The organism is Nocardioides pyridinolyticus (genome assembly GCF_054653575.1).
Map to the genome: position 1 here is coordinate 24,460 of NZ_BAAIFY010000012.1, position 26,249 is coordinate 50,708.

A 26,249-nucleotide genomic window follows, 5' to 3' on the forward strand; every position below is an offset into this window, starting at 1 on the left:
GTGCTTCCTAGAGGTGGGCGTAGACGTCGTCGAGCTCGATGCCGCTGGCCAGCATGAGGACCTGGGCGTGGTAGAGCAGCTGGCTGATCTCCTCGGCCGTCCGCTCCGGGCCCTCGTGCACGGCGGCCATCCAGGACTCGGCGGCCTCCTCGACCAGCTTCTTCCCGGTGGCATGGACGCCGGCGTCGAGCTGGCGCACGGTGCCGGATCCCTCGGGACGGGACCGCGCCTTCTCGCTCAGCTCGGCCCAGAGCTCGTCGAACGTCTTCACGGCCTCAACCCTACGGCGTACGGCTCCGCAGCTTCGCCAGGGTCCGGGCGGTGAGCAGCGCGGCGGACGTCGCCTCGTAGCCCTTGTCCTCCTTGGACCCCTCGAGTCCGGCGCGGTCGAGGGCCTGCGCGTCGTCGTCGCAGGTGAGCACCCCGAAGCCGACCGCGACCGTGTGGTCGAGGGCGACCCGGGTCAGGCCGTCGGTGGCGGCGTTGCAGACGTACTCGAAGTGCGGGGTGCCGCCGCGGACCACGACGCCGAGGGCGACGACGGCGTCGTACCCCTGCGCGGCGAGCGCGGCCGCGACGACCGGCAGCTCGAAGGTGCCGGGGACCCGGACGGTCTCGGCGGTCGCGTTGAAGGCGGCCAGCGCGCGCTGGGTGCCGGCGAGCAGTCCGTCCATGACCGGGGTGTGCCAGCTGGCCGCGACCACCGCGACCTTGAGGCCGCTGGCGTCGAAGGTCTCGGCGTCGGGTGCTCCGTGTCCGGCCATGTCAGGCTCCGTTCTGGGTGAGATCGTCGTTCAGGTGGGGCAGGTCGTGCCCCATCCGGTCCCGCTTGGTCAGCAGGTACGCGATGTTGTGGTCGTTGGGGTGCGGCGTCAGCGGGACCCGGGTGGCGACGTGCACGCCGAAGTCCTCGAGGTTGTCGACCTTGTCGGGGTTGTTGGTCATCAGCCGGACGCTGGTCACGCCGAGGTCGCGCAGGACCTGGGTGGCGGTGCCGTAGTGCCGCGCGTCGGCGGGCAGGCCGAGGTCCAGGTTGGCGTCGACGGTGTCCCGGCCACCGTCCTGGAGCTGGTAGGCCTGGAGCTTCGCGACCAGGCCGATGCCGCGGCCCTCGTGACCGCGGAGGTAGACCACCACGCCGCGGCCCTCCTCGACCACGCGCGCGAGTGCCTCGTCGAGCTGCGGACCGCAGTCGCAACGGTGGCTGCCGAAGACGTCGCCGGTCAGGCACTCGGAGTGCACGCGGGTGAGGACCGGGTCCGGGCCGGACACGTCGCCGTAGACGAGCGCGATGTGCTCGGAGTCGTCGACCGTGATGCGATAGCCGTACGCCGTGAAGTCGCCGTGCTTCGTGGGCAGCCGGGTCTCGGCGACCCGCTCGACGAGGGTCTCGTGGCGGCGGCGGTAGCGAACCAGGTCGTCGATGGAGATCATCGCGAGCCCGTGCTCGTCGGCGAACTCCCGCAGCTCGGGCGCCCGCTTCATCGTGCCGTCGTCGTTGACGACCTCGACCAGCACGCCGGCCGGGGTCAGGCCCGCGAGCTTGGCCAGGTCGACGGCCGCCTCGGTGTGGCCGCGGCGGACCAGCACTCCGCCCTCGCGGTAGCGCAGGGGGAAGACGTGCCCGGGCCGGGTGATCTCCCACGGCTCGGTGGCGGAGTCGGCCAGGACCCGGGCGGTGTGCGCGCGGTCGGCGGCCGAGATGCCGGTGCTGACCCCGTCGCGGGCGTCGACCGAGATCGTGTACGCCGTGCGCAGCTTGTCCTTGTTGTGCGGGGTCATCAGCGGGATCTCGAGCCGGTCGAGCATGTCGGCGGGCATCGGGACGCAGATCACGCCGCTGCTGTGCCGGATCGTGAACGCCATCAGCTCGGGCGTCGCCTTGCTGGCGGCGAAGATGATGTCGCCCTCGTTCTCGCGGGTCTCGTCGTCGACCACGACGACCGCCTTGCCCGCGGCGATGTCGGCGATCGCGCGCTCGACCGTGTCGAGGCGGATCGAGTCCTGCACGCTCATGCGCGTACTCGCTTCGCTCCGTGCGCGCATGAGGCACATGGCACGCAGTGTTGGATGATTCGCTCGCTTCGCTCGCTCATGCTGCTGCTCCTTCGTGCGCCGCCGGGGCGGACATGGCCGTGCGGCGCTCGACGCGCCACCAGGTGAGGAATCCGACGACGCAGAAGCCGCCGTAGAACAGGTACATCGCGGCCGTCGGGTGGTAACCGGCCTGGATCAGCGTGCCGTGCAGGAGCCAGTCGAGCATCAGGCGCTCCCCTCCCGGTAGGCCAAGAGCTTCTCCACGTGCTTGGCGATGACGTCGACCTCGAGGTTGACCCGCTCCCCCGGCTGCCGGGAGCCGAGCGTGGTGCGGGCCAGGGTCTCGGGGATCAGGCTGACCATGAACGACTCGTCCCGGGCCTCGACGACGGTGAGGCTGACGCCGTCCACGGTGATCGAGCCCTTGTCGACGAGGTAGCGGGTGAGCCCGGCCGGCAGCGCGATCTCGACGACCTCCCAGTGCTCGCTGGGGATCCGGCTCACGACGGTGCCGACGCCGTCGACGTGGCCCTGGACGATGTGACCGCCGAGCCGGGTGTGGGCCGTGACCGCGCGCTCCAGGTTGACGGTGTCACCGGCCTGCACGCCGTACAGGCTGGTCTTGTCGAGCGTCTCCTGCATGACGTCCGCGGTCCAGGTGTCGGCGGTGCGCTCGGCGACCGTGAGGCAGCAGCCGTTGACGGCGATCGAGTCACCGAGGCCGGCGTCCTCGAGCACGGTGGCCGCGCGGACGGTGAGCCGGATGGCGTCGCCCTGGTCCTCGACCGCCGCGACGGTGCCGAGCTCCTCGACGATTCCGGTGAACATGGTCAGTTGCCTCGTTTCGGGGTGTCGGGGGCGAGGGTGAGGCGCACGTTGTGCTCTTCGTCGTGTTCCGGGTCGTCGAGGAGGGTGACGTCGACGACGCGGGGACGGAGCGCCTCGGAGATCGTGGTGATGCCGAGGTCGGCGACGGCGCTGCGGCCGGCGCCGAGCAGCATGGGAGCGACGTAGGCGACGATCTGGTCGACCAGGCCGGCCCGGAGGTACGCCGCCGCCAGGGTCGGGCCGCCCTCGAGGAAGACGTGACGGCGACCGAGCGCGAACAGCTGCTCCAGGGCGGCCTGCGGGTCGCGGGTGCGCAGGTGGACGGTCTCCGCGTCCTCGTTGAGGACGCGCCGGCCGGGGTCGAGGTCGCGCTCCCCCATCACCGCGCGCAGCGGCTGGTGCGCGAGCGGCTGGTCGTGGTCGTCGCGGACGGTCAGCAGCGGATCGTCGACGGCCACCGTGTTCGTGCCGACGAGCATCACGTCGCAGGTCGCGCGGAGCCGGTGGGTGTCGCGCCGGGCGGCCGGCGAGCTCACCCAGCGGCTGGTCCCGTCGGCGGCGGCGCTGCGACCGTCGAGCGTGGTGGCGAACTTCCACGTGACGAACGGGCGTCCGTGCTCGAGGCCGAAGGTCCAGAACCGGTTCAGGAGCCCCGACTCGTCCGCGAGGAGGCCGGACTCGACGTCGACGCCCGCTGCGCGGAGGGTGCCGGCGCCGCCGGCGGCCTCCGGGTTGGGGTCGGGCTGGGCGTACACCACGCGGCGGACGCCGGCCGCGACCAGTGCCTCCGCGCACGGGCCGGTGCGGCCGTGGTGGTTGCACGGCTCGAGCGTGACGACGGCGGTGGTGCCGCGGGCCTGCTCTCCGGCCTGCGCGAGGGCGTCGGCCTCGGCGTGCGGCGTACCGGCGCCGCGGTGGAAGCCCTCGGCCACGATGGCGCCGGCGTCGTCGAGGAGGACGCAGCCGACGCGCGGGTTCGGGCCCAGCGGGACGCCCGGGGTCGCCGCGAGCACGAGGGCGCGCCGCATCGCGGCCTGCTCGGCCGGTGTGCTGCTCCCCGTGGTCCCGGTGGTCCCCGTGGTCACTGTCGCTGGCCCCTCGTGTCCGGTCGCGGACTCCGGGGCTGGACGGTGCGTTCACGTACGGGGTACGTGACGTCACCTGCGTGCGCTTCCCATCCGGACTTTGACCGTCGGTCCAGGAGTTCCACCTGGTCAACCGGTCACTGGCGGTGACCGGGTCGCGGACTTCCGAGCGAAGCGAGGAAGCTTCGAACGGTTCACCGCCGGTTCGGAGTTACACCGACCCCAGAGCACGCGAGTTCTACAACTCGTCGGGTCGAGTCTGCCACAGACGTCCCGACCCGGGTCGCGTGAGTCCGGTCACGGAGACGTGTCGGAGGCTCAGCTCAGGTCGTCGTTCAGGTCGTCGCGGCCTGGGCGCGAGCGCGCAGCTCGGCCACCATGCGGTCCGGGTCGTCGGCGGAGTAGACCGCCGAGCCGGCCACGAACACGTCGGCACCGGCCTCCGCGCAGCGCTCGATGGTCTCCAGGCTCACGCCGCCGTCGACCTGGAGCCACGTCTCGACGCCGTGCTTGTCCATCAGCTCGCGGGCGCGGCGGATCTTGGGCAGGCACAGGTCGAGGAACTTCTGTCCGCCGAAGCCGGGCTCGACCGTCATCACCAGCACCATGTCGAGCTCGGGCAGGAGGTCCTCGTAGGGGTCGATCGGCGTCGCGGGCTTGAGCGCCATCGAAGCCCGGGCGCCGTGAGCACGGATCTCGCGGGCCAGCCGGACCGGCGCCTTCGCGGCCTCGACGTGGAAGGTCACCGAGCCGCAGCCCGCCTCGACGTACGCGAGCGCGTTGCGGTCGGCGTCCTCGATCATCAGGTGGGCGTCGAGCGGCACGTCGGTGCTCCGTGCGAGCGCCTCGACCATCGTCGGGCCGAAGGTGAGGTTCGGGACGAAGTGGTTGTCCATGACGTCGACGTGCACCCAGTCCGCGCTGCCGATCCGCGCGACCTCCTCGCCGAGGCGCGCGAAGTCGGCGTTGAGGATGCTCGGGGTGATCTGGATGTGGCCCACGGACGGTCAGTCTAGGGGTGCGAGGAGGCCGTCCTCGACGAGTTCGAGGGACAGTGTGCGATAGCCCACCTCATCGAACAGCACGGTCAGCCGGTCCTCCTCGACATCGGTCACGACGCCGGTGCCGAACTCCTCGTGGCGCACCTTGTCCTGCACGGCGTACGGCGCGTACGCGCGGTCGACCGGGTCGGGCGCGGCGCCCGCCCGGCAGGTGTCGCACACGCCGCAGCGGTGCTCGAGCCGCTCCCCGAAGTAGCCGACGAGGAACTCCGCGCGGCAGCGGTCGGTCTCGGCGTAGGCCCGGACCATCTCCACCCGCGAGCGCTCCAGCATGCGGTGGGACTCGGCGAGCTCGAGGACGCCGTCGACCGGCTCGGCGTCCGGGCGGGACTGGCGCACCAGCTCGAGCAGGTTGAGCATGCGCCCGGTCTTGCGCGGGCCCATGCCGGTCGCGTCGGCGACCGCGCGGGGCTCGGTGCCGGCCTCCTCGGTGGCGGCGACGACGGCCTGCACGTCCTTTCGCTTCGGCACGCCGGCGCTGAAGAACCGGCCGAGGCCGAGGTCCTCGGGCCGGTAGTGCAGCGTGCAGGTCGCCGGCTCGCCGTCGCGGCCGGCCCGGCCGACCTCCTGGTAGTAGGTGTCGAGGGACTCCGGAGCCTGGGCGTGCAGCACCCAGCGGATGTCGGGCTTGTCGATGCCCATGCCGAACGCCGAGGTCGCGACCACGACGTCCTGCTCCCCCGTCATGAACGCCTCGTGCGCCTGCGCGCGGCGTCGGTGGCCGAGTCCGGCGTGGTAGACGGTCGCCCGGCGTCCGCGCTCGACGAGCTCGGCGGCGTACTCCTCGGCCGCGGGGCGGGTGCGGCAGTAGACGATGCCGGAGCACTCGCCGGCGACGGCGGCGTCGAGCACGGCCGAGCGTTGGTCGGCGGCGTCGACGTGGCGGACCACCCGGGGCCGGCCGACCCCCTCGAGCAGGTCGCCGAGCCGGAAGTAGTCGGGCCGGAAGTCGTGCCCCCAGGCCGACACGCAGTGCGCCTCGTCGACCGCGACCAGGCTCGGCCTCAGCTCCGCGACGCGGTCGCGGACCTCGGGGTTGGCGAGCTGCTCGGGTGCGAGGAAGAGGAACTCCAGGCTCCCGGCGGCCGCGGCCTCGAGGACCTCGCGCCGCGCGGACTCGGACTCCGCCGAGCTGATCCGGCCCGCGCGGACGCCGGCGCCGGAGGACTCGATGCTCTCGATCTGGTCCTGTTGGAGCGCGAGCAGCGGCGAGACCACGAGCGTCGGGCCGTCGATGAGCAGCCCGGCGAGCTGGTAGACCAGCGACTTCCCCGAGCCGGTCGGCGCGATCAGCAGCACGTCGTGACCGTCGAGGAGGGCGGCGGTCGCCTCCGCCTGTCCGGGCAGCAGGGACTCGTGCCCGAAGGCCTCCCGGGCGCGGTCGCGGACGGTGCGGACGAGGTCGGCGCGGCTGGTCACGTCGCGGAGTTCCCCGCGACGGGCCAGCTCAGGCCCGCCCGAGGGGGTGAACGGCCGGGCCCGTCCGCCGTCGAGCGGTCCGCTGCTCAGTCCTCGGGGTCGGCAGGGGGCTCCGCGCCGGCGCGCTCGTCCCGCTCGGCCCACTCCAGCAGCGGGCTGATGTCGAAGACGTGGTCGTCGATGTCGGCGTGCAGGTCGCCGAGCTCGGCGAAGCGCTGCGGCACCGTGAAGATCGTGAAGTCGCGGGGGTCGACGTCGTCGACCTCGTCCCAGCGGATCGGCGTGGAGACGCGGGCGTCGGGCAGGCCGCGGACGGAGTACGCCGCCGCGATGGTGTGGTCGCGGGCGTTCTGGTTGTAGTCCACGAACAGGTGGTGCGGGTCGCGGTCCTTGGTCCACCACGTCGTCGTCACGTCGTCGGGCGCCCGGCGCTCGACCTCGCGGGCGAAGGCCAGGGCCGCTCGGCGTACGTCCTTGAAGCCGTGCTCGGGCTTGATCCGGACGTAGACGTGCATGCCCTTGCTGCCGCTGGTCTTGGGGAAGCCGACCGCGCCGAGCTCGTCGAGCACCTCGTGGGCGACGTGGGCGGCCCGGCGGACGGTCTCGTAGTCGGTCAGCGGGCCGGGGTCGAGGTCGATGCGCCACTCGTCGGGCTTCTCGGTGTCCTCGCGGCGGCTGTTCCAGGGGTGGAACTCGACGGTCGACATCTGCACCGCCCAGATGACCGAGCCGAGCTCGGTGACGCAGAGCTCGTCCGCGGTGCGGTTCCAGCGCGGGAAGGTGAGGCGCACGGTCTCCACCCACGGCGGGGCGCCGGCGGGCAGCCGCTTCTGGTGCACCTTGTCGCCGGCCAGGCCCTTCGGGAACCGGTGCAGCATGCAGGGGCGCTCGAACAGCGCGTTGACGATGCCGGGGCCGACGGCCAGGTAGTACTGGACGAGGTCCAGCTTGGTCGCACCGCTCTCCGGGAAGTAGACGCGGTCCGGGTTGGACACCCGCACGACCCGGTCGTCGACCTCGATCTCCACCGCGGGCGGCTTGGACGGCATGTCGGACACCCTAGGACGTACCTGCAACAGAATCGGGCGGTCGAGGCGTCGAAGGGGTGTGAGGACCGACGAGGCCGAGGAGTTCGCCGAGCTGGTGCGCGCGACCGGCACCCAGATGCACCGTGCGGCGCTGCTGCTGACCGGCGACCACCACCTCGCCGAGGACCTGACCCAGACTGCGTTCGCCAAGGTGTTCGCGTCGTGGAGGCGGGTGTTGCGTGCCGACAACCCGGTGGCCTACACCCGGACGACGCTGCTCAACACCTTCCTGTCGCACCGGCGGCTACGGCGTACCTCCGAGGTGCCGTCGGGCGCCGCGACCGCCGCCGAGGGCGCGGCGCCCCAGCACGACCCGACGGCCCGGATGGACCTGCTCGCGGCGCTGGCGACGCTCTCGCCGCAGGACCGGGCGGTGCTGGTGCTCCGCTACTGGGAGGACCGCAGCGTCGCGGACACCGCGCGCGACCTCGGCCTCACCGAGACCGCGGTGCGCACCCGATCCCGACGCGCGCTGGAGCGGCTCCGCCCAGTCGTCGGCGCCGACCTCACCGAGAGGACACCCTCATGACCGACCCGACGCCGTTCGGCACCGCCCTGCACGAGCGGGTGCGCGACGAGCACCCCGACCTCGACCGGCTGGTCCGCTCCTCGACCGCGGCCGGCACCCGGCTCCGTCGGCGGCGCCAGGCGGGACTCGCCCTCGCCGCGGCCGCCGGTGTGGCCGTGGTCGCCGTGGGCGTGGCCGCCCTCCAGGGCCCGGGCCGTACGACGAGCGACGGGCTGCCGATCGCCACCCAGCCGACCTCCGCGCCCGTCACGGAGCCCGACACGGCCCAGGACCGCAGCACGCCGTCCGGGCGGGAGAGCGAGCTCGAGAAGCTGTCCGCCGACGCCAGCCGGCAGGCCCAGCTGTTGGGCGCACCCGTCCGCGTCACGGCCGAGGGCTGGGAGTGCGACCAGCCCGCGGACGAGAAGTACACCTGCAGCAAGGTGGGCGCCTTCGTCGTGGTGAACTGGCGCGACGCTGCGAGCCACGACGACTACCTCGACCCGGGCAAGGCCGACGTCCTCGACGGCGTGCACACCTTCGTCAGCGACGTCCACGGCCAGCTGTTCGCGACGGTCGCGCCCGCGCAGGGGACCACGCAGGCCGAGGTGGACGAGGTCGGCGCGAGCCTGCTCTGGGTGGCGGGCTGAGCTACGCGGTCTTCCGCAGCAGCGCCATGAACATGGCGTCGGTGCCGTGGCGGTGCGGCCACAGCTGGATCGTGCCGTCGATGGGCCCGGCGCAGTCGGGGACGTCGGGCAGCAGCGGCCGGGCGTCCTCGAGCCGGACGTCGCGTCGGCCGTCGAGCACCGACCCCACCACGCCGTTGGTCTCGGCGAGCACCGGGGAGCAGGTCGCGTAGAGGACGACGCCGCCCGGGCGGACCAGGTCGAGCGCGGCGGAGACGAGGCGCCGCTGGAGCAGCACCAGGGCGAGCAGGTCGTCGGCCCGCCGGCGCCAGCGCGCCTCCGGGCGGCGGCGCAGCGCACCGAGGCCGGTGCAGGGGGCGTCGACGAGGACGCGGTCGAAGGCGTCGTGGCGGTACGGCGGCGCGGTGCCGTCGCCCGTGACGATCCCCGCGACGCCGTCGGCCCCGCGCAGCGCGCGCCCGACCAGCCCGGCGCGGTGCTCCTGGCGCTCGTTGGCGACCAGCCGGGCGCCCCGCTGGGCGGCGAGCGCGGCGAGCAGGGCCGCCTTGCCGCCGGGCCCGGCGCAGAGGTCGAGCCAGGTCTGGTCCCGCCCCTCGAGGGGCGCCGCGGCGAGCGTGGCCGCGACCAGCTGCGAGCCCTCGTCCTGGACACCGGCGCGGCCCTCGGCCACGGCCGGGACCCCGCCCGGGTCGCCACCCGGCAGGATCACGCCGTACGGCGAGTAGGGGGTGGGCTCCCCCGGCAGCTCGTCCCGGGTCGACCGCCCGGGCCGGGCGACGAGGGTGACCTTGGGCGGCTCGTTGTCGGCCGCGAGCAGTGCGAAGAGCTCGTCCGGTCCGACGGCCGAGCGCAGCTCGTCGACCACCCAGCGCGGGTGGCTGTAGGCGATCTCCGCGTAGCGGGTCGGCGCGGTGCCCGGGTCCGGGGTCACCCGGTCGACCCAGGACTCCAGGTCCTGCTGGGCGACCTTGCGGAGCACGGCGTTGGCGAAGCCGCCCGCTCCCGAGCTGCTCCGCGCCCGGACCAGGTCGACGGTGGTGCTGATCGCGGCGTGGGTCGGGACGCGCATCGAGAGGAGCTGGTGCGTGCCGAGGCGGAGCGCGTCGAGCACCTTCGCCTCGACCTTGCTCAGCGGCCGGTCGATGCAGGCGGCCAGGATGGCGTCGTACGTCCCCCGCCTGCGGATGGTCCCCGAGGCGAGCTCGGTGGCGAACCCAGCGTCACGACCCGTGAGCTGGTGCTGGCGCAGCACCGCGGGCAGCACGAGGTTGGTGTAGGCGCCGTCGACCCGGACGGCCTTGAGGACGTCGAGCGCGGCCAGGCGCACCGGGTCCACCGGCGGACGGGAGCCGGGCCGCCCCCTGCGCGGTTCAGTCATCCCACGCGGGCTTCCTCGGTTCCCGAGAAGCTGACCGCGTACTCATGCATCCGACCGTATAGAACTGCGGTTCACCCCGCACGAGAACTCACCCCGAAGCTCGCACCGGTTTCGACGCGGGCGCCGCGGGCCCAGTCGGCGGCGGGCATCTGCTTCCGCCCGTTCGGCTTGACCTCACCGAGGCGTACGGCGGTGGTGCCGGTGCCGACCAGCACCTCGGACTTCCCGACCGCGAGCTCGCCCGGGGGCAGCACCGTGTCGGTGAGCGCGACCGGGCCGAGCTTGAACCGCTCCCCCTCCCAGGTCGTCCAGGCACCGGGCGCCGGCGTGCACGCGCGGACCTGCCGGTCGACGTGGACCGCCGGGTGGCGCCAGTCGACCTCGGCGTCCGCGACCTCCACCTTGGGGGCGAACGAGACGCCCTCGGCCTGCTGCGGGCGGGCTTCGAGCGAGCCGTCCTCGATCCCGTCCATGGTGGCGACCAGCAGGCCCGCGCCGCCCTCGGCGAGCCGGGCCAGCAGCGTGCCGGCGGTGTCGTCGGGGCGGATCCGCTCGGTCATGATGCCGAACACCGGGCCGGCGTCGAGCTCCTTGACGATGCGGAACGTGGTCGCCGCGGTGACCTCGTCCCCCGCCCAGATCGAGTGCTGGACCGGGGCGGCGCCGCGCCAGTGCGGGAGCGCGGAGAAGTGCAGGTTCACCCAGCCGTGCGGCGGGATGTCGAGCGCGGACTGCGGCAGCAGGGCACCGTAGGCGACCACCGGGCAGCAGTCCGGCTCCAGCGCGCGCAGCCGCTCCTGGAACTCCGGGTCGCGCGGGTGGTCCGGCTTCAGCACGGGGATCCCGAGCTCCTCGGCGCGCTGGGCGACCGGGCTCGCGACGAGCCTGCGGCCCCGGCCGGCGGGCGCGTCCGGACGCGTCACCACGCCGACCACGTCGTGGTCGGAGGCGACCAGGGCGTCGAGCGACGGAACGGCGACCTCGGGGGTGCCGGCGAGGACGAGGCGCATCAGCGCGGGCCCTCCGTCCCCTGGCCGTCGCGAGCGGCGCATCCGCGGGATGCCTCGCCAGGCGGAGGAAGGAGGCGGGACGGAGTCCCGGCGACTGACGACAACGCAGCGAGGCGCCCGCGGGGCGGCGCGCAGCAGGTCATGGGGGCGGTGGGTCCGCGCATCAGAATGCGCGACCGAGCGTGGGGTGCGGGGAGACCTTGACCGTCGGCTGCTCCAGGCCGAACCACTCGGACTCGCGGATCGCCCTCATCGCCGCCTTGCGTGCGTCGGCGTCGAGCCGGTCGATGAACAGCACGCCGTCGAGGTGGTCGGTCTCGTGCTGGATCGCGCGGGCCAGCAGGTCGCTGCCCTCGATCACCACCGGCTCGCCGTGCACGTCGAAGCCGCGGGCGACGACCAGCCGGGCACGCTTGCAGTCGAAGCTGAGCTCCGGGATCGACAGGCAGCCCTCGGGGCCGTCCTGGATCTCCTCGCCGAGGTCGAGCGTGGGGTTCACCAGGTGGCCCACCTCACCGTCGACGTTCCAGGTGAAGACCCGCAGGCCGACGCCGATCTGCGGCGCGGCCAGGCCGGCGCCGGGCGCCTCCAGCATCGTGTCCGTGAGGTCCTCGACGAGTCGCCGCAGCTCCTTGTCGAAGTCGACGACCTCGAGAGCGGGCTTGCGGAGGATCGGGTCCCCGAACAGGCGGATCGGCTGGATGGCCACGGTCTCATCCTAGTGAGGGTCGCCTCAGCCGGGTCACAGGGTCGGCGGGTCGACCTGGATGCGGACCGCGTCGAGCTTGCGGCTCGACCGCACCCGCTGGAGCTCGCCCAGCGCGGCGGACAGGCCGGCGCCGAACTGGCGCGGCACCCGGACCACGACACGGGACTCCTCGCCTCCCGATGCGTCGAGGTCAACGGGTCCCAGCACCTCGGCGCCCTCCGGTGCCGCGAGGAGCGTGACGGCGTCGTCGACGGCGCCCGGCTCGCCGGTGATCGTGGCCAGCCGGCTCGCGGGCGGCAGGTGGGCCTCCATCCGCTGGCCGGTCTCGCGGGCGGCGTACCCGGCGGCGTCCCAGCGCACCAGCGCCTGGAGCGCCGGGTGGGCGGGGTCGCCGACGGCCACGACCCGGCCACCGGGACGGGCCAGCGCGGCGGCGTTCAGCCAGCGGCGCAGCGCCTCCTCCTCCGCGCGCAGGTCGACGCGCGAGAGCAGCAGCCAGGTGTCGAGCAGCACGACGGCGGCGTACCCGCCCACGGCCACGGGCTCGGCCCCCGGCGTGGCCACCACGACGTGCGGCTCGGCGCCGGTGGTGGCGAGCACCCGCTCCCCGGAGCTCTGGCGGACGGTGACGCCGGGGAACGCGCGGCCGAGCTCCTCGGCCGTGCGCGCGTCGCCGAGCACCGGGGCCCGCAGCCCCCGATGGCCGCACTCCGCGCAGGCCCAGTCCTCGGCGACCGTGCCGCACCAGCGGCAGGCCGGCGGCGTCGTCGGTCCGGTGAGCGCCAGTGGGCCCTGGCAGGCCGCGCAGCGGGCGGGGGTGCGGCAGCGCTCGCAGGCCAGCGAGGTGACGTAGCCCAGCCGCGGGGTCTGCACCAGCACGGGGCCGGCGGCCAGCGCGTCGCGGACGGCCTGGTGGACCTCGGTCGGGATGCGGCCGCCGTGCGAGCGGGCACCGGCCTCCCCCACGATCGCCACGGTGACCCGGCGCCGCGTCGCCCGATCGGCGACCAGCTCGCGGGCCCAGCCGGTGCGGAGGAGGTACTCGCCCTCGACGGTCCGCGCGAACCCGCCCACCAGCGCGGCGGCGCCCTCGCGCTCGGCCCGCAGCAGCAGCGTCTCGCGGGTGTGGGGGTAGGGCGCGCGCGGCTCGGCGTGGAGGTCGTCGCCGTCGTCCCAGACGACCACGAGCCCGAGGTCGTGGACGGGCGCGAAGCTCGCCCCGCGGGTACCGACCACGACCCGGCGGGAGCCGCGGCTCACCGCGAGGAAGTCGGCGTAGCGCCGCGCCGGGCCGGCGTCGGCCGTGAGCGCCACGTGCTGGTCCGCACCGAGGACGACGGCAAGGGCTGCATCCACCCGCGCGACGTCCTTGCCGTCCGGGACGCACACCAGCGCGCCCCGGCCGCTCGCGACGGTCGCGGCGACGGCGTGCGCGACCAGCAGCGCCCAGTCGGTCGCCGGCCCCGCCGACCAGACCGCCCGCGGACTGCCGCCGCCGGCGAGGTGCCGGAGGTACGCCGCCGCCGGCTCGTGACCCGCCCAGGCCCCCTCGGCGGCGGCGGGGTCCCACGCCGCGGGACCCGGGGCGGGCGGGCTCGGCTGCTGCTCGGTGGTGGCGTGGCGTGCGGGAACCGCGAGCCGCAGGACGTCGGAGCGCGTGCCGGCGTACCGCTCGGCGAGCTCGCCGGCCAGCGCGGCCACCTGGGGCGCGAGGACCGGCTCCGGGCTGACCACCCGGCGCAGCGGGGCGAGCCGGCCGGCGTGGTCGGACGCGGCGGCCCGCTCGAGCAGGAACCCGTCGACGTCCTGCCCGGCGAACCGCACCTTCACCCGGGCGCCCGGCTGGGCGGCGTCGGCCATCGAGGCCGGGACCGCGTAGTCGAAGGTGCGGTCGAGGTGGGCCAGCGGCACGTCCACGAGCACCCGGGCGACGGGATCGACCTCCGCCGGCGCGGCCTGGGCGGCCTTGCGGGCCTTGGTCTCGCGGGCGCGCGCCTGGGACGCCTTGACCTGCTGACGGACCAGCCCGGGCAGGAGCTCGGGCTGGTCGTCGGGCAGGTCGGTCACGGGCGCAGTTCTACCAGCGGCCGCCGACGCCCGGGTGACCGCAGGGACTCACGCCCCGGCGGCCGCCTTCAGCGCGTCCGCGCGGTCGGTGCGCTCCCAGGTGAACTCCGGGAGCTCGCGGCCGAAGTGGCCGTACGCCGCGGTCTTGGCGTAGATCGGGCGCAGCAGGTCGAGGTCGCGGATGATCGCGGCCGGGCGCAGGTCGAAGACCTCGAGCACGGCCTGCTGGATCTGCTCGTCCGGGACGGTGCCGGTGCCGAAGGTCTCCACGAAGACGCCGACGGGCTGCGCCTTGCCGATCGCGTAGGCGACCTGGACCTCGCAGCGCCGCGCCAGGCCGGCGGCGACGACGTTCTTGGCCACCCAGCGCATCGCGTACGCCGCCGAGCGGTCGACCTTCGACGGGTCCTTGCCCGAGAACGCACCGCCGCCGTGGCGGGCCATGCCGCCGTAGGTGTCGACGATGATCTTGCGGCCGGTGAGGCCGGCGTCGCCCATGGGCCCGCCGACCACGAAGCGGCCGGTCGGGTTCACGAGCAGCCGGTAGCCCTCCGACGGCAGGTCGAAGGTGGCCAGCACCGGGTCGATGACGTGCTTCTTCACGTCGGCCTCGAGGGTGTCGAGCTCGGTGTCGTCGTCGTGCTGGGAGGAGAGGACGACGGTGTCGACGCGCACGGGGCGGTTGTCCTCGTCGTACTCGATGGTGACCTGGGTCTTCCCGTCCGGGCGCAGGTAGGGCAGCGTGCCGTCCTTGCGCACGGCGGTGAGCTGCTCGGCCAGGCGCTGGGCGATCACGATCGGGAGCGGCATGAGCACGTCGGTGTCGTCGCAGGCGTAGCCGAACATCAGGCCCTGGTCGCCCGCGCCCTGCTTGTCCATGGCGTCCACGGAGCCGGTGCGGCTCTCGTGGCCGGTGTCGACGCCCTGCGCGATGTCGCCGGACTGGCCGCCGATCGCGACCATGACGCCGCAGGAGTGGCCGTCGAAGCCCTTGACGGAGGAGTCGTAGCCGATCGCGAGGATCCGGTCACGGACCTTCTGCTTGATGTCGACGTAGCCGCTGGTCGTCACCTCGCCGGCGACCACGACGAGGCCGGTCGTGAGCAGCGTCTCGACCGCGACCCGGCTGTGCGGGTCCTGCTCGAGCATGGCGTCGAGCACCGAGTCGCTGATCTGGTCGGCGATCTTGTCGGGGTGACCCTCGGTCACAGACTCCGAGGTGAACAGGCGTCCGGTCATGCGCACACCCTAACCAGAGAGAAGTCGTCGGGTTACTTCGTCCCAGATGACATGCGCGAGAGCGCCCTTCGAGCCGCGCGGGACCTCGACGGCCGCGCCGTCCGCCGCCAGGATGACGGCCTCGTTCTCGGGACTGCCGAACACCGCTCCCCCGCTGACGTCGTTGACGACCAGCAGGTCGCAGCCCTTGCGGGCGAGCTTGGCGCGGGCCAGGTCGAGCACCGTGCCGGTGTCGTCGCCCGTCTCCGCCGCGAAGCCCACGATCACCTGGCCCTCCCGGGCCCGCTGGGTGCTGATCTCGTGGAGGATGTCGGGGTTCTGGACCAGCGTGATCGGCGGCGCGGAGCCGTCGGCGGCCTTCTTGATCTTGGTGCCGCTCGGGTCGGTGGGCCGGAAGTCCGCCGGCGCCGCGGCCATGACCACCGCGTCGGCGACCGCGGCCGCGGTGACGACCGCGTCGCGCAGCTGGCCGGTCGTCTCCACGCGCACGACCTTCACGCCGGCCGGGTCGGGCAGCGCGACGTTGGCGGCCACCAGCGTGACCTCGGCGCCCCGGGCGGCGGCCGCCCGGGCCAGGGCGTAGCCCTGGAGGCCCGAGGAGCGGTTGCCGAGGAAGCGGACCGGGTCGAGGTACTCGCGGGTGCCGCCCGCGGAGACCACGACGTGGCGGCCGGCGAGGTCGAGCTCACCGGTCGTGCCGCGGGCGAGCACCTCGCGGCAGGCGTCGAAGATCTCCACCGGCTCGGGCAGGCGGCCCTTGCCGGTGTCCTTGCCGGTGAGCCGGCCCTCGGCCGGCTCGATGACCAGGCACCCGCGCTCGCGCAGCGTGGCGACGTTCGCCTGGGTGGCGGGGTGCTCCCACATCTCGGTGTGCATCGCCGGGGCGAAGACGACCGGGCAGCGGGCGGTCAGCAGGGTGTTGGTGAGCAGGTCGTCGGCCAGGCCGTGCGCGGCCTTGGCCAGCACGTCGGCGGTCGCCGGGGCGACCACGACCAGGTCGGCCGCCTGGCCGATCCGGACGTGCGGCACCTCGTGGACGTTGCTCCACACGTCGGTGGCCACCGGCTTGCCGGAGAGCGCCGACCAGGTCGGGGCGCCGACGAACTCCAGCGCCGCGGCGGTCGGCACGACGGTCACGTCGTGGCCGGACTCGGTGAACTGGCGGAGCAGCTCGCAGGCCTTGTACGCCGCGATGCCGCCGGAGACCCCGAGGACGACCCTGGTCAGGGGGGTGGCCCCGTCGCTCAGGCGTCGCCCGCGTCGGCGGCGGCGGCCTGCGCGGCGGCCTCCTCGGCGGCGAGCTCGGCCGGGTCGATGTCCTCGCAGGTGAGCAGGTCGTCGTTGATCTCGCGGAGCGCGATCGAGAGCGGCTTCTCCTGGACGTGGGTGTCGACCAGCGGGCCGACGTACTCCAGCAGGCCCTCGCCGAGCTGGGAGTAGTACGCGTTGATCTGCCGGGCGCGCTTGGCGCTGTAGAGGACCAGCTTGTACTTGCTGTCGGTCTTCGTCAGCAGGTCGTCGATCGAGGGGTTGGTCACGCCCTCAGCGGCGATGGTGGGTCCGGACACAGCACTTGCCTCACAGATCTGTTGGGGATGTCATCAAGGCTACCAACTCCTCGGCTGCCGCATGAACTTCGTGGTTGACGATGGTGACGTCGAACTCGGCCTCGGCGGCCAGCTCCTCCCGCGCGGTGAGGAGTCTGCGCTCCCGCTCCTCCTCCGACTCGGTGCCGCGGCCGACCAGGCGGCGTACCAGCTCCTCCCACGACGGCGGCTTGAGGAAGACGAACAGCGCCTCGGGCATGGTCTCGCGCACCTGCCGGGCGCCCTGGAGGTCGATCTCGAGCATCGCGGGACGGCCCGAGGCGAGGGCGAGGTCGACCGGCTGGCGCGGCGTGCCGTACCGGGCGGCCCGGTGGACCACGGCCCACTCCAGCAGGTTGCCCTCGGCGACCATGGTGTCGAACTCCTCGTCGGAGACGAACCAGTAGTGGACGCCGTTCTCCTCGCCGGGGCGCGGCTCGCGGGTGGTCGCGGAGACCGAGATCCAGACCTCGGGATGGGTCCGGCGCACCTCGGCGGCGACGGTGCCCTTGCCGACCGCGGTGGGCCCGGCGAGGACGACGAGACGGGAACGGCGTTCGTGCTGCGCGTCAGTCACGCGCGGCGAACTCCTTCTCGAGCGCGGCGACCTGCTTGGCGCCGAGCCCGCGGACGCGGCGGCTCTCGGCGATGCCGAGCTTCTCCATCAGCTGGCGGGCGCGGACCTTGCCCAGGCCCGGCATCGACTGGAGCAGGTCCACGACCCGCATCTTGCCGATGACCTCGTTCTCCTGGCCCTCCGCGAGGACGTCCGAGATCGACGCACCGGAGTTCTTCAGCCGGTTCTTCACCTCGGCCCGCTCCCGCCGGGAGGCGGCGGCCTTCTCGAGGGCCGCCTGGCGCTGTTCGGGGGTGAGCGGGGGCAGAGCCACGTGCTGGTCCTTGCTTCCGGGTGTCGCCGGGGCGCTGCTCGCCCGGCCGGGTGGGAGGTCAATCTAGTCAGAACCCGTGGGGGCCAGCAATCGAGGGTCGTGACGTGGAATCGAGGGGTCGTTGCGTCGCGGGCCGGCGGTGCGTCAGCCACCGTTTCGGCTCGGCAATCGGTGGCTGACGCACCGCCGGCCGGGCCTCACAGGGTCAGGGGCGTCCGGCACACGTCCCGGGCGTGCTGGTCGAGGTCCTGGAGGGCGCGCACCGTGGTGCCGCTGCCGAGCTGCTCGGCCGCGGCGTCGATCGCGGCCCTCTCCTCGTCGGAGAGGTCCGCGGGCGGGTCGTCGCGGTCGTAGGTCGCCGGGTCGACGTCGGCGTCATCGAGCGCGTCGCGCAGCGCCTCGATCCGGCCGACGACCTGCTGCCACTCGTCGGAGATGTCGCCGGGGGCGTCGTCCTGGAGCTCCTCGAAGACGGCCAGGGCCCGCAGGAGCGCGTCCGGCTCACCGCTGCCGACGATGTCCGAGAGCTCCTGCTGGTGGTCCTTGACGGTCTCGCAGTAGGCGTCCTGCTCCGACCCACCGCACGCGACGAGCAGGGGGACGACCAGGGCCGCGGCCAGCGCGGTCCTCACGCGCGCATCTCGGCGTTCATGTCGACCACGGCCTGGCGCATCCGCGCCGGGTCCTGGTGACGCAGGATGTCGCGCGAGGAGCTCGGGAGGACGGCGGCCGCGGAGCCGAAGAGCCGGCGGATGTCGTGGATCGTGCCGCCCTGCGCGCCGAACCCGGGCGCCAGGACCGGGCCGTTGAAGGCCAGGTCCTCGTCCGTGGCCCCGATGGTCGCCCCGACGACCGCCCCGAACGAGCCCAGCGGCGACGCGTCGGCGTTCAGCCTGCGCAGGTGGTCGAGCATGACGCCCGCGACGGTGCCGCCCTCGGCCGCGTGGGCGTGCTGGACCTCCGGGCCCTCCTTGTTGGAGGTCAGCGCGAGCACGAACAGTCCCGCGTCGTGGCGGCGGGCGGTCTCCACGAACGGGTCGAGCGCGCCGAAGCCGAGGAACGGGCTGACCGTGATCGCGTCGGCGGCCAGGGGCGACGCCGGGTCGAGGTAGGCGTCGGCGTAGGCCTGGCTGGTGGAGCCGATGTCGCCGCGCTTGACGTCGAGCAGCACGAGCACCCCCGCAGCGCGGGACTGCGCGACCACCCGCTCGAGGACCGCGATCCCGCCGCTGCCGAAGCGCTCGAAGAACGCCGACTGCGGCTTCACGACCGAGGCCACCGGAGCGACCGCCTCGACCGCGGTCAGGCAGAAGCGCTCGAGCCCGCGGAGGTCGTCGCCGACCCCCCAGTCGCGCAGCAGCGCGGCGTGCGGGTCGATGCCGACGCACAGGGGGCCGCGGTCGGCGATCGCGGCGTGCAGGCGGGCTCCGAAGCTCGTCCGGGGTCCCCGCGGAAGCGCACCGCTCCCGCGCGGAGCGCCGCTCCGGTGCGGTTCCGTGGGGTGAGGTGTCATGCGGGCTCCTGGGTGAGTGCGGCCGCCAGGCGGGCGGCGGTGGTGGGGTCGTGGAGCTGGGCGGTGCCGACCTGGACGGCGACGGCGCCGGCGTCGAGGAAGGACCGGGCGTCCTCGACGGTGGCGATGCCACCGCTGCCCACGACCTCGGCCTCGGGCAGCGCGGCGCGGACCTCGGTCACGCAGCGCAGGGCGACCGGGCGGATCGCGGGACCGGACAGCCCGGCCGGGCGCCCGTCGGGCAGCGCGGCGGGGAGGGCGTCGGCGACGACGAGGGCCGCCGCCCCGGCATCGAGTACGGCGCGCGCCGTCTCGACCACGCGCAGCAGGTCGGGGCGCAGCTTGGCGAGCACGGGCAGGCCGCGCGGGAGGTCGCGCTGAATCGCGGAGACGACGCTGGCGGCCTGGAACGGCTCACCGGAGACGGCCACCTCGATCGCGGCGAGGCCCGGCGCGCGGCCGACGCGACGCGCCAGCTCGGCGTACTCCCCCAGGCTGCGGCCGGCGAGGGAGACGATCACGCGGGTTCCGGAGCGGGCCAGCCAGGGCAGCTCGGTGGCGAGGAACGGCTCCAGGCCGGGGCTCGGGCCCTCGGCGTGCAGCAACCCGGACGGCGTCTCGCCCACGCGAGGCGCGACCGCGCCCGGACGGGCGTCGAGCGTGACCGAGCGGGTGACGAAGCCGCCGAGCGCGTCGAGCGACACCCAGGGCTCCAGCTCGCGGCCGGTGCCGCCGCAGCCCGCGGCGACGAGCACGGGGCTGGCGAGGGTCAGGCCGGCGAGGGTGCTCATGCGAGCTCACCCCAGCGCACCCGGTCGCCGCGGACGACCGGCCCCTCGGTGCAGGCGCGCACGGTGCGGGCGATGCCGTCCTCGCCGACGACCGGCAGCGGGCAGCCGTGGCAGAGCCCGGTCGCGCACGGCTGAGGCAGGGCCAGGGCGGTCTGGCTCCAGGCGCCGTGGTCCTCGGCGGCCTGGGCGACGGAGTGGAGCGTGTCGGCCGGGCCGGCGGCGTACACGACCTCGGCCTCGGCCCGGCGCAGCGTCTCCTCGATGACGTCGGCGGGCCGGCCCTTGATGCCGACGGAGCCGTCGGCGGTGACGACCGTGACCGCGCGGGCGGAGCGCCGGGCCTCGAGCGCGGACAGCAGGTGCGCCTCGTCGCGCCCGGCGACGACCAGCGTGACCGCGCAATTGCGCTCGCGGAGCCGCTCGGCGAGCGGGAACAGCGGCGCGGCCGACCAGTCCTCCCCCACGAGCACGCAGGAGACCGGCTCCTTGGGCAGCGCGAACGGCCGCCCGAGCGGGCCGGTGACGGGGAGCTTCGCGCCCGGCTTGATCCCGGCCAGCCAGGCGCCGCCCGGACCGGTCGGCTCGACGACCAGCTGGACGGCGGCGCCGTAGCCGCCGACGGTGCGGACCTTGTGGATCCAGTACGAGCGGCGGGCCAGCCGCGCGGAGTCGGCGAGCGTGACCGCGAGGTGGTTGCCGGGGCGGAATCGCTCCGGCACACCGGGGGCCACCAGCGTCAGGTGCTGGTAGGCGCCGACCCGCTTGGAGTCGAGCAGCTCCCCGGTGACGTGCAGGGTCATCCCTGCACGCCCCTCACGGTCCGGCGCGGCCAGAGCGGGCCCTCGTAGACGAATGCGGTGTAGCCCTGGAGCAGGGTCGCGCCGGCGTCGAGACTGGCCCGCGCGTCCGCGGCCGTGGTGATGCCCCCGACGCCGATCAGCGTGAGGTCGGGCCCGACGCGCTGCCGCAGGAGACGCAGTACGCCGAGGGACCGCTCGGTCAGCGGCCGGCCGGACACGCCGCCGGCACCGATCTCCTCGACCTGCGCGGCCGGGGTCCGGAGTCCGGCGCGGGAGATCGTGGTGTTGGTGGCGATGATGCCGTCGAGGCCGACCGCCAGCGCCAGGTCCGCCACGCCCAGCACGTCGTCGTCGGCCAGGTCGGGCGCGATCTTCACCAGAAGCGGCACCCGCCGGTCGTCCAGCTCGGCGATCCGCTGGACCGAGGTGAGGATCGGCTCGAGCTTCTCGACCGCCTGGAGGTTGCGCAGGCCGGGCGTGTTCGGCGAGCTGACGTTGACCACGAGATAGTCGGCGTGCGGCGCCAGCAGCCGCGCGGACTTCTCGTAGTCGCGGACCGCCTCCTCCTCCGGCACGACCTTGCTCTTGCCGATGTTCACGCCGAGCACCGGGCGTCCCCCGGGTCCGGCAGGGCGGCGGCCGCGGGCGGCCAGCCGGGCGGCGACGACCTCCGCCCCGTCGTTGTTGAAGCCCATCCGGTTGATGACCGCGCGGTCGTCGGGGAGCCGGAACAGCCGCGGCTGCGGGTTGCCCGGCTGCGCCTCGCCGGTGACCGTCCCGATCTCCACGTGGCCGAACCCGAGCGCCCCGAGACCGTCGATGCCGACCGCGTTCTTGTCGAACCCGGCCGCCAGGCCCAGCACGTTGGGGAAGGTCAGCCCGAGGGCGCGCACCGGCGTCCCCGGCGCCCTGCCGAGAGGTGGCAGCAGCGCCGCCGCCGGTCGCGCGGCCCGGATCGCCCGGAACGCGCCGTGGTGCGCCCGCTCCGGGTCGGTCCGCGTGAGGACGTGGTCGAAGAGCGCGCGGTAGATCAACGGCGGGCCCAGTCCTGCAGGGACCGCACGCCGATCTCCTCGCGCCGGATCGCCTCGATGCCCTGCACGGCGGCCCCCAGCCCCTGCACCGTGGTGATGCACGGGATGTTCGCCATCACCGCGGCCGTGCGGATCTCGTAGCCGTCCGCTCGGCTGGAGGACCCGCTGGCCGACCCGTTCGGGGTGTTGATCACCAGGTCGATCTCGCCGTCCAGGATCATCTGCACGGTGGTCGGCTCGCCGTCCGGGCCGGCGCCCTCGTACTGCTTGCGCACGACCGCGGCCTGCACTCCGTTGCGGCGCAGCACCTCGGCGGTGCCCTGGGTCGCGAGGATCTCGAAGCCGAGCTCGGCGAGCACCTTGATCGGGAAGACCATGTGGCGCTTGTCGCGGTTCGCCATGCTCACGAACACCCGGCCGCTGGTCGGGAGCGGGCCGAACGCACCGGCCTGCGCCTTCGCGAAGGCGGTGCCGAAGTCGCCGTCGAAGCCCATCACCTCACCGGTGGACTTCATCTCCGGACCGAGCACCGTGTCGACCTGCTTGCCGTCCGGCGTGCGGAACCGGTTGAACGGCATCACGGCCTCCTTGACCGCGATCGGCTGGTCGGCCGGCAGGTCGCCGCCGTCGCCGGTCGCGGGCAGCAGGCCGCCGGCCCGCAGCGAGGCGATCGACTCCCCCAGCATGACCCGGGCGGCCGCCTTGGCCAGCGGGGTCGCGGTCGCCTTGGACACGAACGGCACGGTCCGGCTGGCGCGCGGGTTCGCCTCGAGCACGTAGAGCACGTCGGAGCCGAGCGCGAACTGGATGTTGAGCAGCCCGCGCACGCCGACGCCGCGGGCGATCGACTCGGTCGCCGCCCGGATCCGGGCGATCTCGGCCGCGCCGAGCGTGATCGGCGGCAGCGCGCACGACGAGTCGCCGGAGTGGATGCCGGCCTCCTCGATGTGCTCCATCACGCCGCCGAGGAAGAGCTCCTCGCCGTCGTACAGCGCGTCCACGTCGATCTCGACCGCGTCGTCGATGAACCGGTCGACCAGCACCGGGTGGGACGGCCCGATCTCGGTCGAGCGCGCGATGTAGTCCTCGAGCGCGGCGTCGTCGTACACGATCTGCATGCCGCGCCCGCCCAGGACGTACGACGGGCGCACCATCACCGGGTAGCCGATCTCGGCCGCGATCCGCTGCGCGTCCGGGTAGCTGGTCGCCATGCCGTACTTCGGTGCCGGCAGGCCGGCGTCGGCGAGCACGGCGCCGAACGCGCCGCGCTCCTCGGCGAGGTGGATCGCCTCGGGCGAGGTGCCGACGACGGTCACGCCGTTGTCCTTGAGGCCCTGGGCGAGCCCGAGCGGCGTCTGCCCGCCCAGCGAGCAGATCACGCCCGCGACCGGGCCGGCCTGCTCCTCGGCGTGCACGATCTCGAGCACGTCCTCGAGCGTCAGCGGCTCGAAGTAGAGGCGGTCGGAGGTGTCGTAGTCGGTCGACACCGTCTCCGGGTTGCAGTTGACCATGATCGTCTCGTAGCCGGCCTCGGACAGGGTGAGCGAGGCGTGCACGCACGAGTAGTCGAACTCGATGCCCTGGCCGATCCGGTTCGGCCCGGAGCCCAGGATGATCACGGCCGGCTTCTCGCGCGGGGCGACCTCGGTCTCCTCGTCGTAGGAGGAGTAGTGGTACGGCGTGGCCGCCGCGAACTCGGCCGCGCACGTGTCGACGGTCTTGTAGACCGGGCGGATGCCGAGGGCGTGCCGCACGCCGCGGACGACGTCGGCGGTCATGCCGCGGATCTTGCCGATCTGCACGTCGGAGAAGCCGTGCCGCTTGGCCCTGCGCAGCAGCTCCGGGGTCAGCTCGGGCGCCGCGGTCACCGCGGCCGCGACCTCGTTGATCAGCATCAGCTGGTCGACGAACCACGGGTCGATGCCGGTCGCGTCGAAGATCTCCTCGGGCGTCGCGCCGGCGCGGATCGCGTCCATGACCTTCTTCAGGCGGCCGTCGTGCGGGGTGCGGATCTCCTCCAGGAGCCCGGCCTTGTCGAGGTCGACCCACTCCTGGTGCCAGTCGAAGAGCGCGTCCTTGCTCTCCAGCGAGCGCAGCGCCTTCTGGAGCGCCTCGGTGAAGTTGCGGCCGATGGCCATCGCCTCGCCCACCGACTTCATGTGGGTCGTCAGCGTCGGGTCGGCGCCCGGGAACTTCTCGAACGCGAAGCGCGGCACCTTCACGACCACGTAGTCGAGCGTCGGCTCGAAGGAGGCCGGGGTCTCCTGGGTGATGTCGTTCGGGATCTCGTCGAGGGTATAGCCGATCGCGACCTTGGCCGCGATCTTGGCGATCGGGAAGCCGGTCGCCTTCGACGCCAGCGCGCTGGAGCGGGAGACCCGGGGGTTCATCTCGATCACGATGACCCGGCCGTCGGCCGGGTTGACGGCGTACTGGATGTTGCAGCCGCCGGTGTCGACGCCGACCTCGCGGATGATGCCGATGGCCAGGTCGCGCAGGTGCTGGTACTCGCGGTCGGTGAGCGTCATGGCCGGCGCGACCGTGATCGAGTCGCCGGTGTGCACGCCCATCGGGTCCAGGTTCTCGATCGAGCAGACGATGACGACGTTGTCGGCCTGGTCGCGCATCACCTCCAGCTCGTACTCCTTCCACCCGATGATCGACTCCTCGATCAGCACCTCGGTGGTCGGGCTGGCGGCCAGGCCGGCGCCGGCGATGCGCGCGAGGTCGCCCTCGTCGTAGGCGATGCCGGAGCCGGTGCCGCCCATGGTGAACGACGGGCGGACGACGACCGGGTAGCCGAGCTCGGCCACGGCCTTCTCGCAGTCCTCGAGCGTGTGGCAGACGAAGCTCTTGGCGACCTCGCCGCCGACCTTGTGCACGATCGCGTTGAACAGCTCGCGGTTCTCGCCGCGGTGGATCGCGTCGAAGGAGGCGCCGATCATCTCGACGCCGTACTTCTCCAGCACCCCGCGCTCGTGCAGCGCGATGGCGGCGTTGAGCGCGGTCTGGCCGCCCAGCGTCGGCAGCAGCGCGTCGGGCCGCTCCTGGGCGATCACCTTCTCGACGAAGTCGGGCGTGATCGGCTCGACGTAGGTCGCGTCGGCGAACTCCGGGTCGGTCATGATCGTCGCCGGGTTGGAGTTCACCAGGATCACCCGCAGGCCCTCGGCCTTGAGCACCCGGCAGGCCTGCGTGCCCGAGTAGTCGAACTCGCAGGCCTGGCCGATGATGATCGGCCCGGAGCCGATCACCATCACGGACTTGATGTCATCGCGCTTCGGCATCAGGCGTCCTCTCCTGCGGTGTCGGTCTGGCGCAATTGCGTCGGTTGCGCAGGTTCAGCGGTCGACTCGGTGCGCTTCCCGCGCAATTGCGTCGGATGGTCACCGGACATCAGGTCCACGAACCGGTCGAAGAGATAGGCCGCGTCGTGCGGGCCGGCGGCGGCCTCGGGGTGGTACTGCACCGAGAAGCCCGTGAGCCTGCCGTCCTCGTCGCGGAGCTCGAGGCCCTCGACCACGTCGTCGTTGAGGCACACGTGGCTCACGCTGGCCTCGCCGTACGGCGTGGTGGTGCTGCCCTCGAGCGGCGCGTCGACCGCGAACCCATGGTTGTGGGCGGTGACCTCGACCTTGCCGGTCGTGCGGTCCATCACCGGCTGGTTGATGCCGCGGTGGCCGTACTTGAGCTTGTAGGTGCCGAACCCGAGCGCCCGGCCGAACAGCTGGTTGCCGAAGCAGATGCCGAAGTACGGGATCCCCTCGCCCAGCGCGCCCTGGAGCACCTCGATCTGGTGGGTGGTCGCGGCCGGGTCGCCGGGGCCGTTGGAGTAGAACAGCCCGTCCGGCGAGACCGCCCGGATCTCGTCCAGGCTCGCGGTGGCGGGCAGCACGTGCACCTCGATGCCGCGCTCGGCCATCCGGTGCGGGGTCATCGACTTGATGCCGAGGTCGAGCGCAGCGACGGTGAGCCGCTTCTCGCCGACCGCGGGCACGACGTACGCCTCCGGGGTGGAGACCTCCGAGGCGAGCTCGGTGCCGGACATCTCGCCGGCGGCCTTCACCCGGTCCAGCAGCGCGGACGGGTCGGTCTCGGTCGTGGAGATGCCGACGCGCATCGCGCCGCGCTCGCGGAGGTGGCGGGTGAGCGCGCGGGTGTCGATGCCGGAGATGCCGACGACGCCCTGCTCGCGCAGCTCGTCGTCGAGGCTGCGGTTGCTCCGCCAGCTCGACGCCCGCCGGGCGGGGTCACGGACGACGTAGCCCGCGACCCAGATCTTCCGGCTCTCGGGGTCCTCGTCGTTGATGCCGGTGTTGCCGACGTGCGGCGCGGTCATCACGACGACCTGGCGGTGGTACGACGGGTCGGTGAGGGTCTCCTGGTAGCCGGTCATGCCGGTGTTGAAGACCGCCTCGCCGAAGGTCTCCCCCTCGGCGCCGTACGACTCGCCGTGGAAGGTGCGGCCGTCCTCGAGGACGAGGATCGCGGGCCTGCTGGTGGCATGCAGGGGCACGCCCTACCTCCTTCTCCGCCTCACGGGACGGATCGTTAAA

At 73.5% G+C, this 26,249-nt stretch carries 27 protein-coding genes and 1 riboswitch; of the genes, 2 read left to right on the forward strand and 25 right to left on the reverse strand.

Annotation, left to right across the window (positions count from 1 at the left end):
* Nucleotides 1–7: 7 nt before the first annotated feature.
* From ACYQ0U_RS12120 to ligD, 9 genes are all read right to left on the reverse strand, one after another.
* A complete protein-coding gene (locus ACYQ0U_RS12120; RefSeq protein ID WP_459973139.1) occupies nt 8–271 on the reverse strand; it encodes a phosphoribosyl-ATP diphosphatase in 264 nt (87 codons plus the stop codon).
* Nucleotides 272–281: 10 nt separating this feature from the next.
* On the reverse strand, nt 282–764 hold the full coding sequence (gene ribH, locus ACYQ0U_RS12125; protein ID WP_459973141.1) for a 6,7-dimethyl-8-ribityllumazine synthase: 483 nt from the start codon (nt 762–764) through the stop codon (nt 282–284).
* A 1-nt stretch (nt 765) separates the two neighbouring features.
* Nucleotides 766–2,016, reverse strand: a complete 1,251-nt coding sequence (locus ACYQ0U_RS12130; RefSeq protein ID WP_459973144.1) for a bifunctional 3,4-dihydroxy-2-butanone-4-phosphate synthase/GTP cyclohydrolase II — start codon at nt 2,014–2,016, stop codon at nt 766–768.
* Between the two features lie 76 nt (nt 2,017–2,092).
* Nucleotides 2,093–2,263 carry a hypothetical protein gene (locus tag ACYQ0U_RS12135; RefSeq protein ID WP_459973146.1) on the reverse strand — a complete coding sequence of 57 codons (171 nt, stop codon included), beginning with the start codon at nt 2,261–2,263 and terminating at the stop codon, nt 2,093–2,095.
* On the reverse strand, nt 2,263–2,865 hold the full coding sequence (locus tag ACYQ0U_RS12140) for a riboflavin synthase (RefSeq protein WP_459973149.1): 603 nt from the start codon (nt 2,863–2,865) through the stop codon (nt 2,263–2,265). Before ACYQ0U_RS12140 ends, ACYQ0U_RS12135 begins: the two co-directional genes overlap by 1 nt.
* A 2-nt stretch (nt 2,866–2,867) precedes the next feature.
* Entirely contained in the window at nt 2,868–3,893 is a 1,026-nt protein-coding gene (ribD, locus tag ACYQ0U_RS12145; RefSeq protein WP_459973327.1) for a bifunctional diaminohydroxyphosphoribosylaminopyrimidine deaminase/5-amino-6-(5-phosphoribosylamino)uracil reductase RibD, read from the reverse strand.
* A 133-nt stretch (nt 3,894–4,026) separates the two neighbouring features.
* A riboswitch (FMN riboswitch) is annotated at nt 4,027–4,185 on the reverse strand.
* A gap of 100 nt (nt 4,186–4,285) precedes the next feature.
* Entirely contained in the window at nt 4,286–4,951 is a 666-nt protein-coding gene (gene rpe, locus ACYQ0U_RS12150; RefSeq protein WP_459973151.1) for a ribulose-phosphate 3-epimerase, read from the reverse strand.
* A gap of 6 nt (nt 4,952–4,957) precedes the next feature.
* Complete coding sequence (locus tag ACYQ0U_RS12155; protein WP_459973153.1) at nt 4,958–6,430, reverse strand: RecQ family ATP-dependent DNA helicase; 1,473 nt, start codon at nt 6,428–6,430, stop codon at nt 4,958–4,960.
* 86 nt (nt 6,431–6,516) lie between these two features.
* Nucleotides 6,517–7,479, reverse strand: coding sequence for a non-homologous end-joining DNA ligase (ligD, locus tag ACYQ0U_RS12160; protein WP_459973155.1), 963 nt, complete (start codon nt 7,477–7,479; stop codon nt 6,517–6,519).
* A gap of 58 nt (nt 7,480–7,537) precedes the next feature.
* On the opposite strand from ligD, the gene ACYQ0U_RS12165 reads away from it, so the two are divergent.
* Both ACYQ0U_RS12165 and ACYQ0U_RS12170 read left to right on the forward strand, forming a co-directional pair.
* Complete coding sequence (locus ACYQ0U_RS12165) at nt 7,538–8,047, forward strand: SigE family RNA polymerase sigma factor (protein ID WP_459973157.1); 510 nt, start codon at nt 7,538–7,540, stop codon at nt 8,045–8,047.
* Entirely contained in the window at nt 8,044–8,676 is a 633-nt protein-coding gene (locus ACYQ0U_RS12170; RefSeq protein WP_459973159.1) for a hypothetical protein, read from the forward strand. The genes ACYQ0U_RS12165 and ACYQ0U_RS12170 overlap by 4 nt, the downstream gene beginning before the upstream one ends.
* Nucleotide 8,677: 1 nt before the next feature.
* Here ACYQ0U_RS12170 and ACYQ0U_RS12175 read toward each other — a convergent pair whose 3' ends face one another.
* The 16 genes from ACYQ0U_RS12175 to carA all read right to left on the reverse strand — a co-directional run bounded on the left by ACYQ0U_RS12175 (nt 8,678) and on the right by carA (nt 26,209).
* The gene (locus ACYQ0U_RS12175; RefSeq protein ID WP_459973161.1) at nt 8,678–10,054 is read right to left on the reverse strand and encodes an RsmB/NOP family class I SAM-dependent RNA methyltransferase; all 1,377 of its coding nucleotides are present in this window, start codon (nt 10,052–10,054) and stop codon (nt 8,678–8,680) included.
* Between the two features lie 71 nt (nt 10,055–10,125).
* Nucleotides 10,126–11,064 (reverse strand): methionyl-tRNA formyltransferase, encoded by a 939-nt coding sequence (gene fmt / locus ACYQ0U_RS12180; protein ID WP_459973163.1) that lies wholly within the window; start codon nt 11,062–11,064, stop codon nt 10,126–10,128.
* A 163-nt stretch (nt 11,065–11,227) separates the two neighbouring features.
* Nucleotides 11,228–11,773, reverse strand: a complete 546-nt coding sequence (def, locus tag ACYQ0U_RS12185) for a peptide deformylase (protein ID WP_459973165.1) — start codon at nt 11,771–11,773, stop codon at nt 11,228–11,230.
* 33 nt (nt 11,774–11,806) lie between these two features.
* Nucleotides 11,807–13,840 (reverse strand): primosomal protein N', encoded by a 2,034-nt coding sequence (locus ACYQ0U_RS12190; RefSeq protein ID WP_459973167.1) that lies wholly within the window; start codon nt 13,838–13,840, stop codon nt 11,807–11,809.
* Nucleotides 13,841–13,888: 48 nt separating this feature from the next.
* Nucleotides 13,889–15,079, reverse strand: coding sequence for a methionine adenosyltransferase (metK, locus tag ACYQ0U_RS12195; RefSeq protein ID WP_459973169.1), 1,191 nt, complete (start codon nt 15,077–15,079; stop codon nt 13,889–13,891).
* Nucleotides 15,080–15,088: 9 nt separating this feature from the next.
* A complete protein-coding gene (coaBC, locus tag ACYQ0U_RS12200) occupies nt 15,089–16,306 on the reverse strand; it encodes a bifunctional phosphopantothenoylcysteine decarboxylase/phosphopantothenate--cysteine ligase CoaBC (protein ID WP_459973329.1) in 1,218 nt (405 codons plus the stop codon).
* A gap of 17 nt (nt 16,307–16,323) precedes the next feature.
* Nucleotides 16,324–16,647 (reverse strand): DNA-directed RNA polymerase subunit omega, encoded by a 324-nt coding sequence (gene rpoZ / locus ACYQ0U_RS12205; protein ID WP_459973171.1) that lies wholly within the window; start codon nt 16,645–16,647, stop codon nt 16,324–16,326.
* Nucleotides 16,648–16,657: 10 nt separating this feature from the next.
* Nucleotides 16,658–17,242 (reverse strand): guanylate kinase, encoded by a 585-nt coding sequence (gmk, locus tag ACYQ0U_RS12210; RefSeq protein ID WP_459973173.1) that lies wholly within the window; start codon nt 17,240–17,242, stop codon nt 16,658–16,660.
* A complete protein-coding gene (mihF, locus tag ACYQ0U_RS12215; RefSeq protein ID WP_459973175.1) occupies nt 17,235–17,555 on the reverse strand; it encodes an integration host factor, actinobacterial type in 321 nt (106 codons plus the stop codon). The genes gmk and mihF overlap by 8 nt, the downstream gene beginning before the upstream one ends.
* Before the next feature lie 197 nt (nt 17,556–17,752).
* Complete coding sequence (locus ACYQ0U_RS12220) at nt 17,753–18,187, reverse strand: hypothetical protein (protein ID WP_459973177.1); 435 nt, start codon at nt 18,185–18,187, stop codon at nt 17,753–17,755.
* Entirely contained in the window at nt 18,184–19,068 is an 885-nt protein-coding gene (pyrF, locus tag ACYQ0U_RS12225) for an orotidine-5'-phosphate decarboxylase (protein WP_459973179.1), read from the reverse strand. Before pyrF ends, ACYQ0U_RS12220 begins: the two co-directional genes overlap by 4 nt.
* Nucleotides 19,065–19,859, reverse strand: a complete 795-nt coding sequence (locus ACYQ0U_RS12230; RefSeq protein ID WP_459973181.1) for a tRNA-dihydrouridine synthase — start codon at nt 19,857–19,859, stop codon at nt 19,065–19,067. Before ACYQ0U_RS12230 ends, pyrF begins: the two co-directional genes overlap by 4 nt.
* Entirely contained in the window at nt 19,856–20,659 is an 804-nt protein-coding gene (locus ACYQ0U_RS12235) for an iron-sulfur cluster-binding protein (RefSeq protein ID WP_459973183.1), read from the reverse strand. The genes ACYQ0U_RS12230 and ACYQ0U_RS12235 overlap by 4 nt, the downstream gene beginning before the upstream one ends.
* The gene (locus ACYQ0U_RS12240; RefSeq protein WP_459973184.1) at nt 20,656–21,693 is read right to left on the reverse strand and encodes a quinone-dependent dihydroorotate dehydrogenase; all 1,038 of its coding nucleotides are present in this window, start codon (nt 21,691–21,693) and stop codon (nt 20,656–20,658) included. The genes ACYQ0U_RS12235 and ACYQ0U_RS12240 overlap by 4 nt, the downstream gene beginning before the upstream one ends.
* Nucleotides 21,690–24,980, reverse strand: a complete 3,291-nt coding sequence (gene carB / locus ACYQ0U_RS12245) for a carbamoyl-phosphate synthase large subunit (protein WP_459973186.1) — start codon at nt 24,978–24,980, stop codon at nt 21,690–21,692. The genes ACYQ0U_RS12240 and carB overlap by 4 nt, the downstream gene beginning before the upstream one ends.
* Complete coding sequence (carA, locus tag ACYQ0U_RS12250; protein WP_459973188.1) at nt 24,980–26,209, reverse strand: glutamine-hydrolyzing carbamoyl-phosphate synthase small subunit; 1,230 nt, start codon at nt 26,207–26,209, stop codon at nt 24,980–24,982. The genes carB and carA overlap by 1 nt, the downstream gene beginning before the upstream one ends.
* Nucleotides 26,210–26,249 lie beyond the last annotated feature (40 nt).

What these genes read in the sequence shown, in the direction of transcription:
- ACYQ0U_RS12175 (WP_459973161.1), bottom strand. Translation starts at nt 10,054, where the DNA reads ATGACTGAACCGCGCAGGGGGCGGCCCGGCTCCCGTCCGCCGGTGGAC.
- pyrF (WP_459973179.1), bottom strand. Translation starts at nt 19,068, where the DNA reads ATGACACCTCACCCCACGGAACCGCACCGGAGCGGCGCTCCGCGCGGG.
- ribD (WP_459973327.1), bottom strand. Translation starts at nt 3,893, where the DNA reads ATGCGGCGCGCCCTCGTGCTCGCGGCGACCCCGGGCGTCCCGCTGGGC.
- ACYQ0U_RS12170 (WP_459973159.1), top strand. Translation starts at nt 8,044, where the DNA reads ATGACCGACCCGACGCCGTTCGGCACCGCCCTGCACGAGCGGGTGCGC.
- ACYQ0U_RS12140 (WP_459973149.1), bottom strand. Translation starts at nt 2,865, where the DNA reads ATGTTCACCGGAATCGTCGAGGAGCTCGGCACCGTCGCGGCGGTCGAG.
- metK (WP_459973169.1), bottom strand. Translation starts at nt 15,079, where the DNA reads ATGACCGGACGCCTGTTCACCTCGGAGTCTGTGACCGAGGGTCACCCC.
- ACYQ0U_RS12235 (WP_459973183.1), bottom strand. Translation starts at nt 20,659, where the DNA reads ATGACCCTGCACGTCACCGGGGAGCTGCTCGACTCCAAGCGGGTCGGC.
- ribH (WP_459973141.1), bottom strand. Translation starts at nt 764, where the DNA reads ATGGCCGGACACGGAGCACCCGACGCCGAGACCTTCGACGCCAGCGGC.
- carB (WP_459973186.1), bottom strand. Translation starts at nt 24,980, where the DNA reads ATGCCGAAGCGCGATGACATCAAGTCCGTGATGGTGATCGGCTCCGGG.
- ACYQ0U_RS12230 (WP_459973181.1), bottom strand. Translation starts at nt 19,859, where the DNA reads ATGAGCACCCTCGCCGGCCTGACCCTCGCCAGCCCCGTGCTCGTCGCC.
- ligD (WP_459973155.1), bottom strand. Translation starts at nt 7,479, where the DNA reads ATGCCGTCCAAGCCGCCCGCGGTGGAGATCGAGGTCGACGACCGGGTC.
- ACYQ0U_RS12135 (WP_459973146.1), bottom strand. Translation starts at nt 2,263, where the DNA reads ATGCTCGACTGGCTCCTGCACGGCACGCTGATCCAGGCCGGTTACCAC.
- fmt (WP_459973163.1), bottom strand. Translation starts at nt 11,064, where the DNA reads ATGCGCCTCGTCCTCGCCGGCACCCCCGAGGTCGCCGTTCCGTCGCTC.
- ACYQ0U_RS12130 (WP_459973144.1), bottom strand. Translation starts at nt 2,016, where the DNA reads ATGAGCGTGCAGGACTCGATCCGCCTCGACACGGTCGAGCGCGCGATC.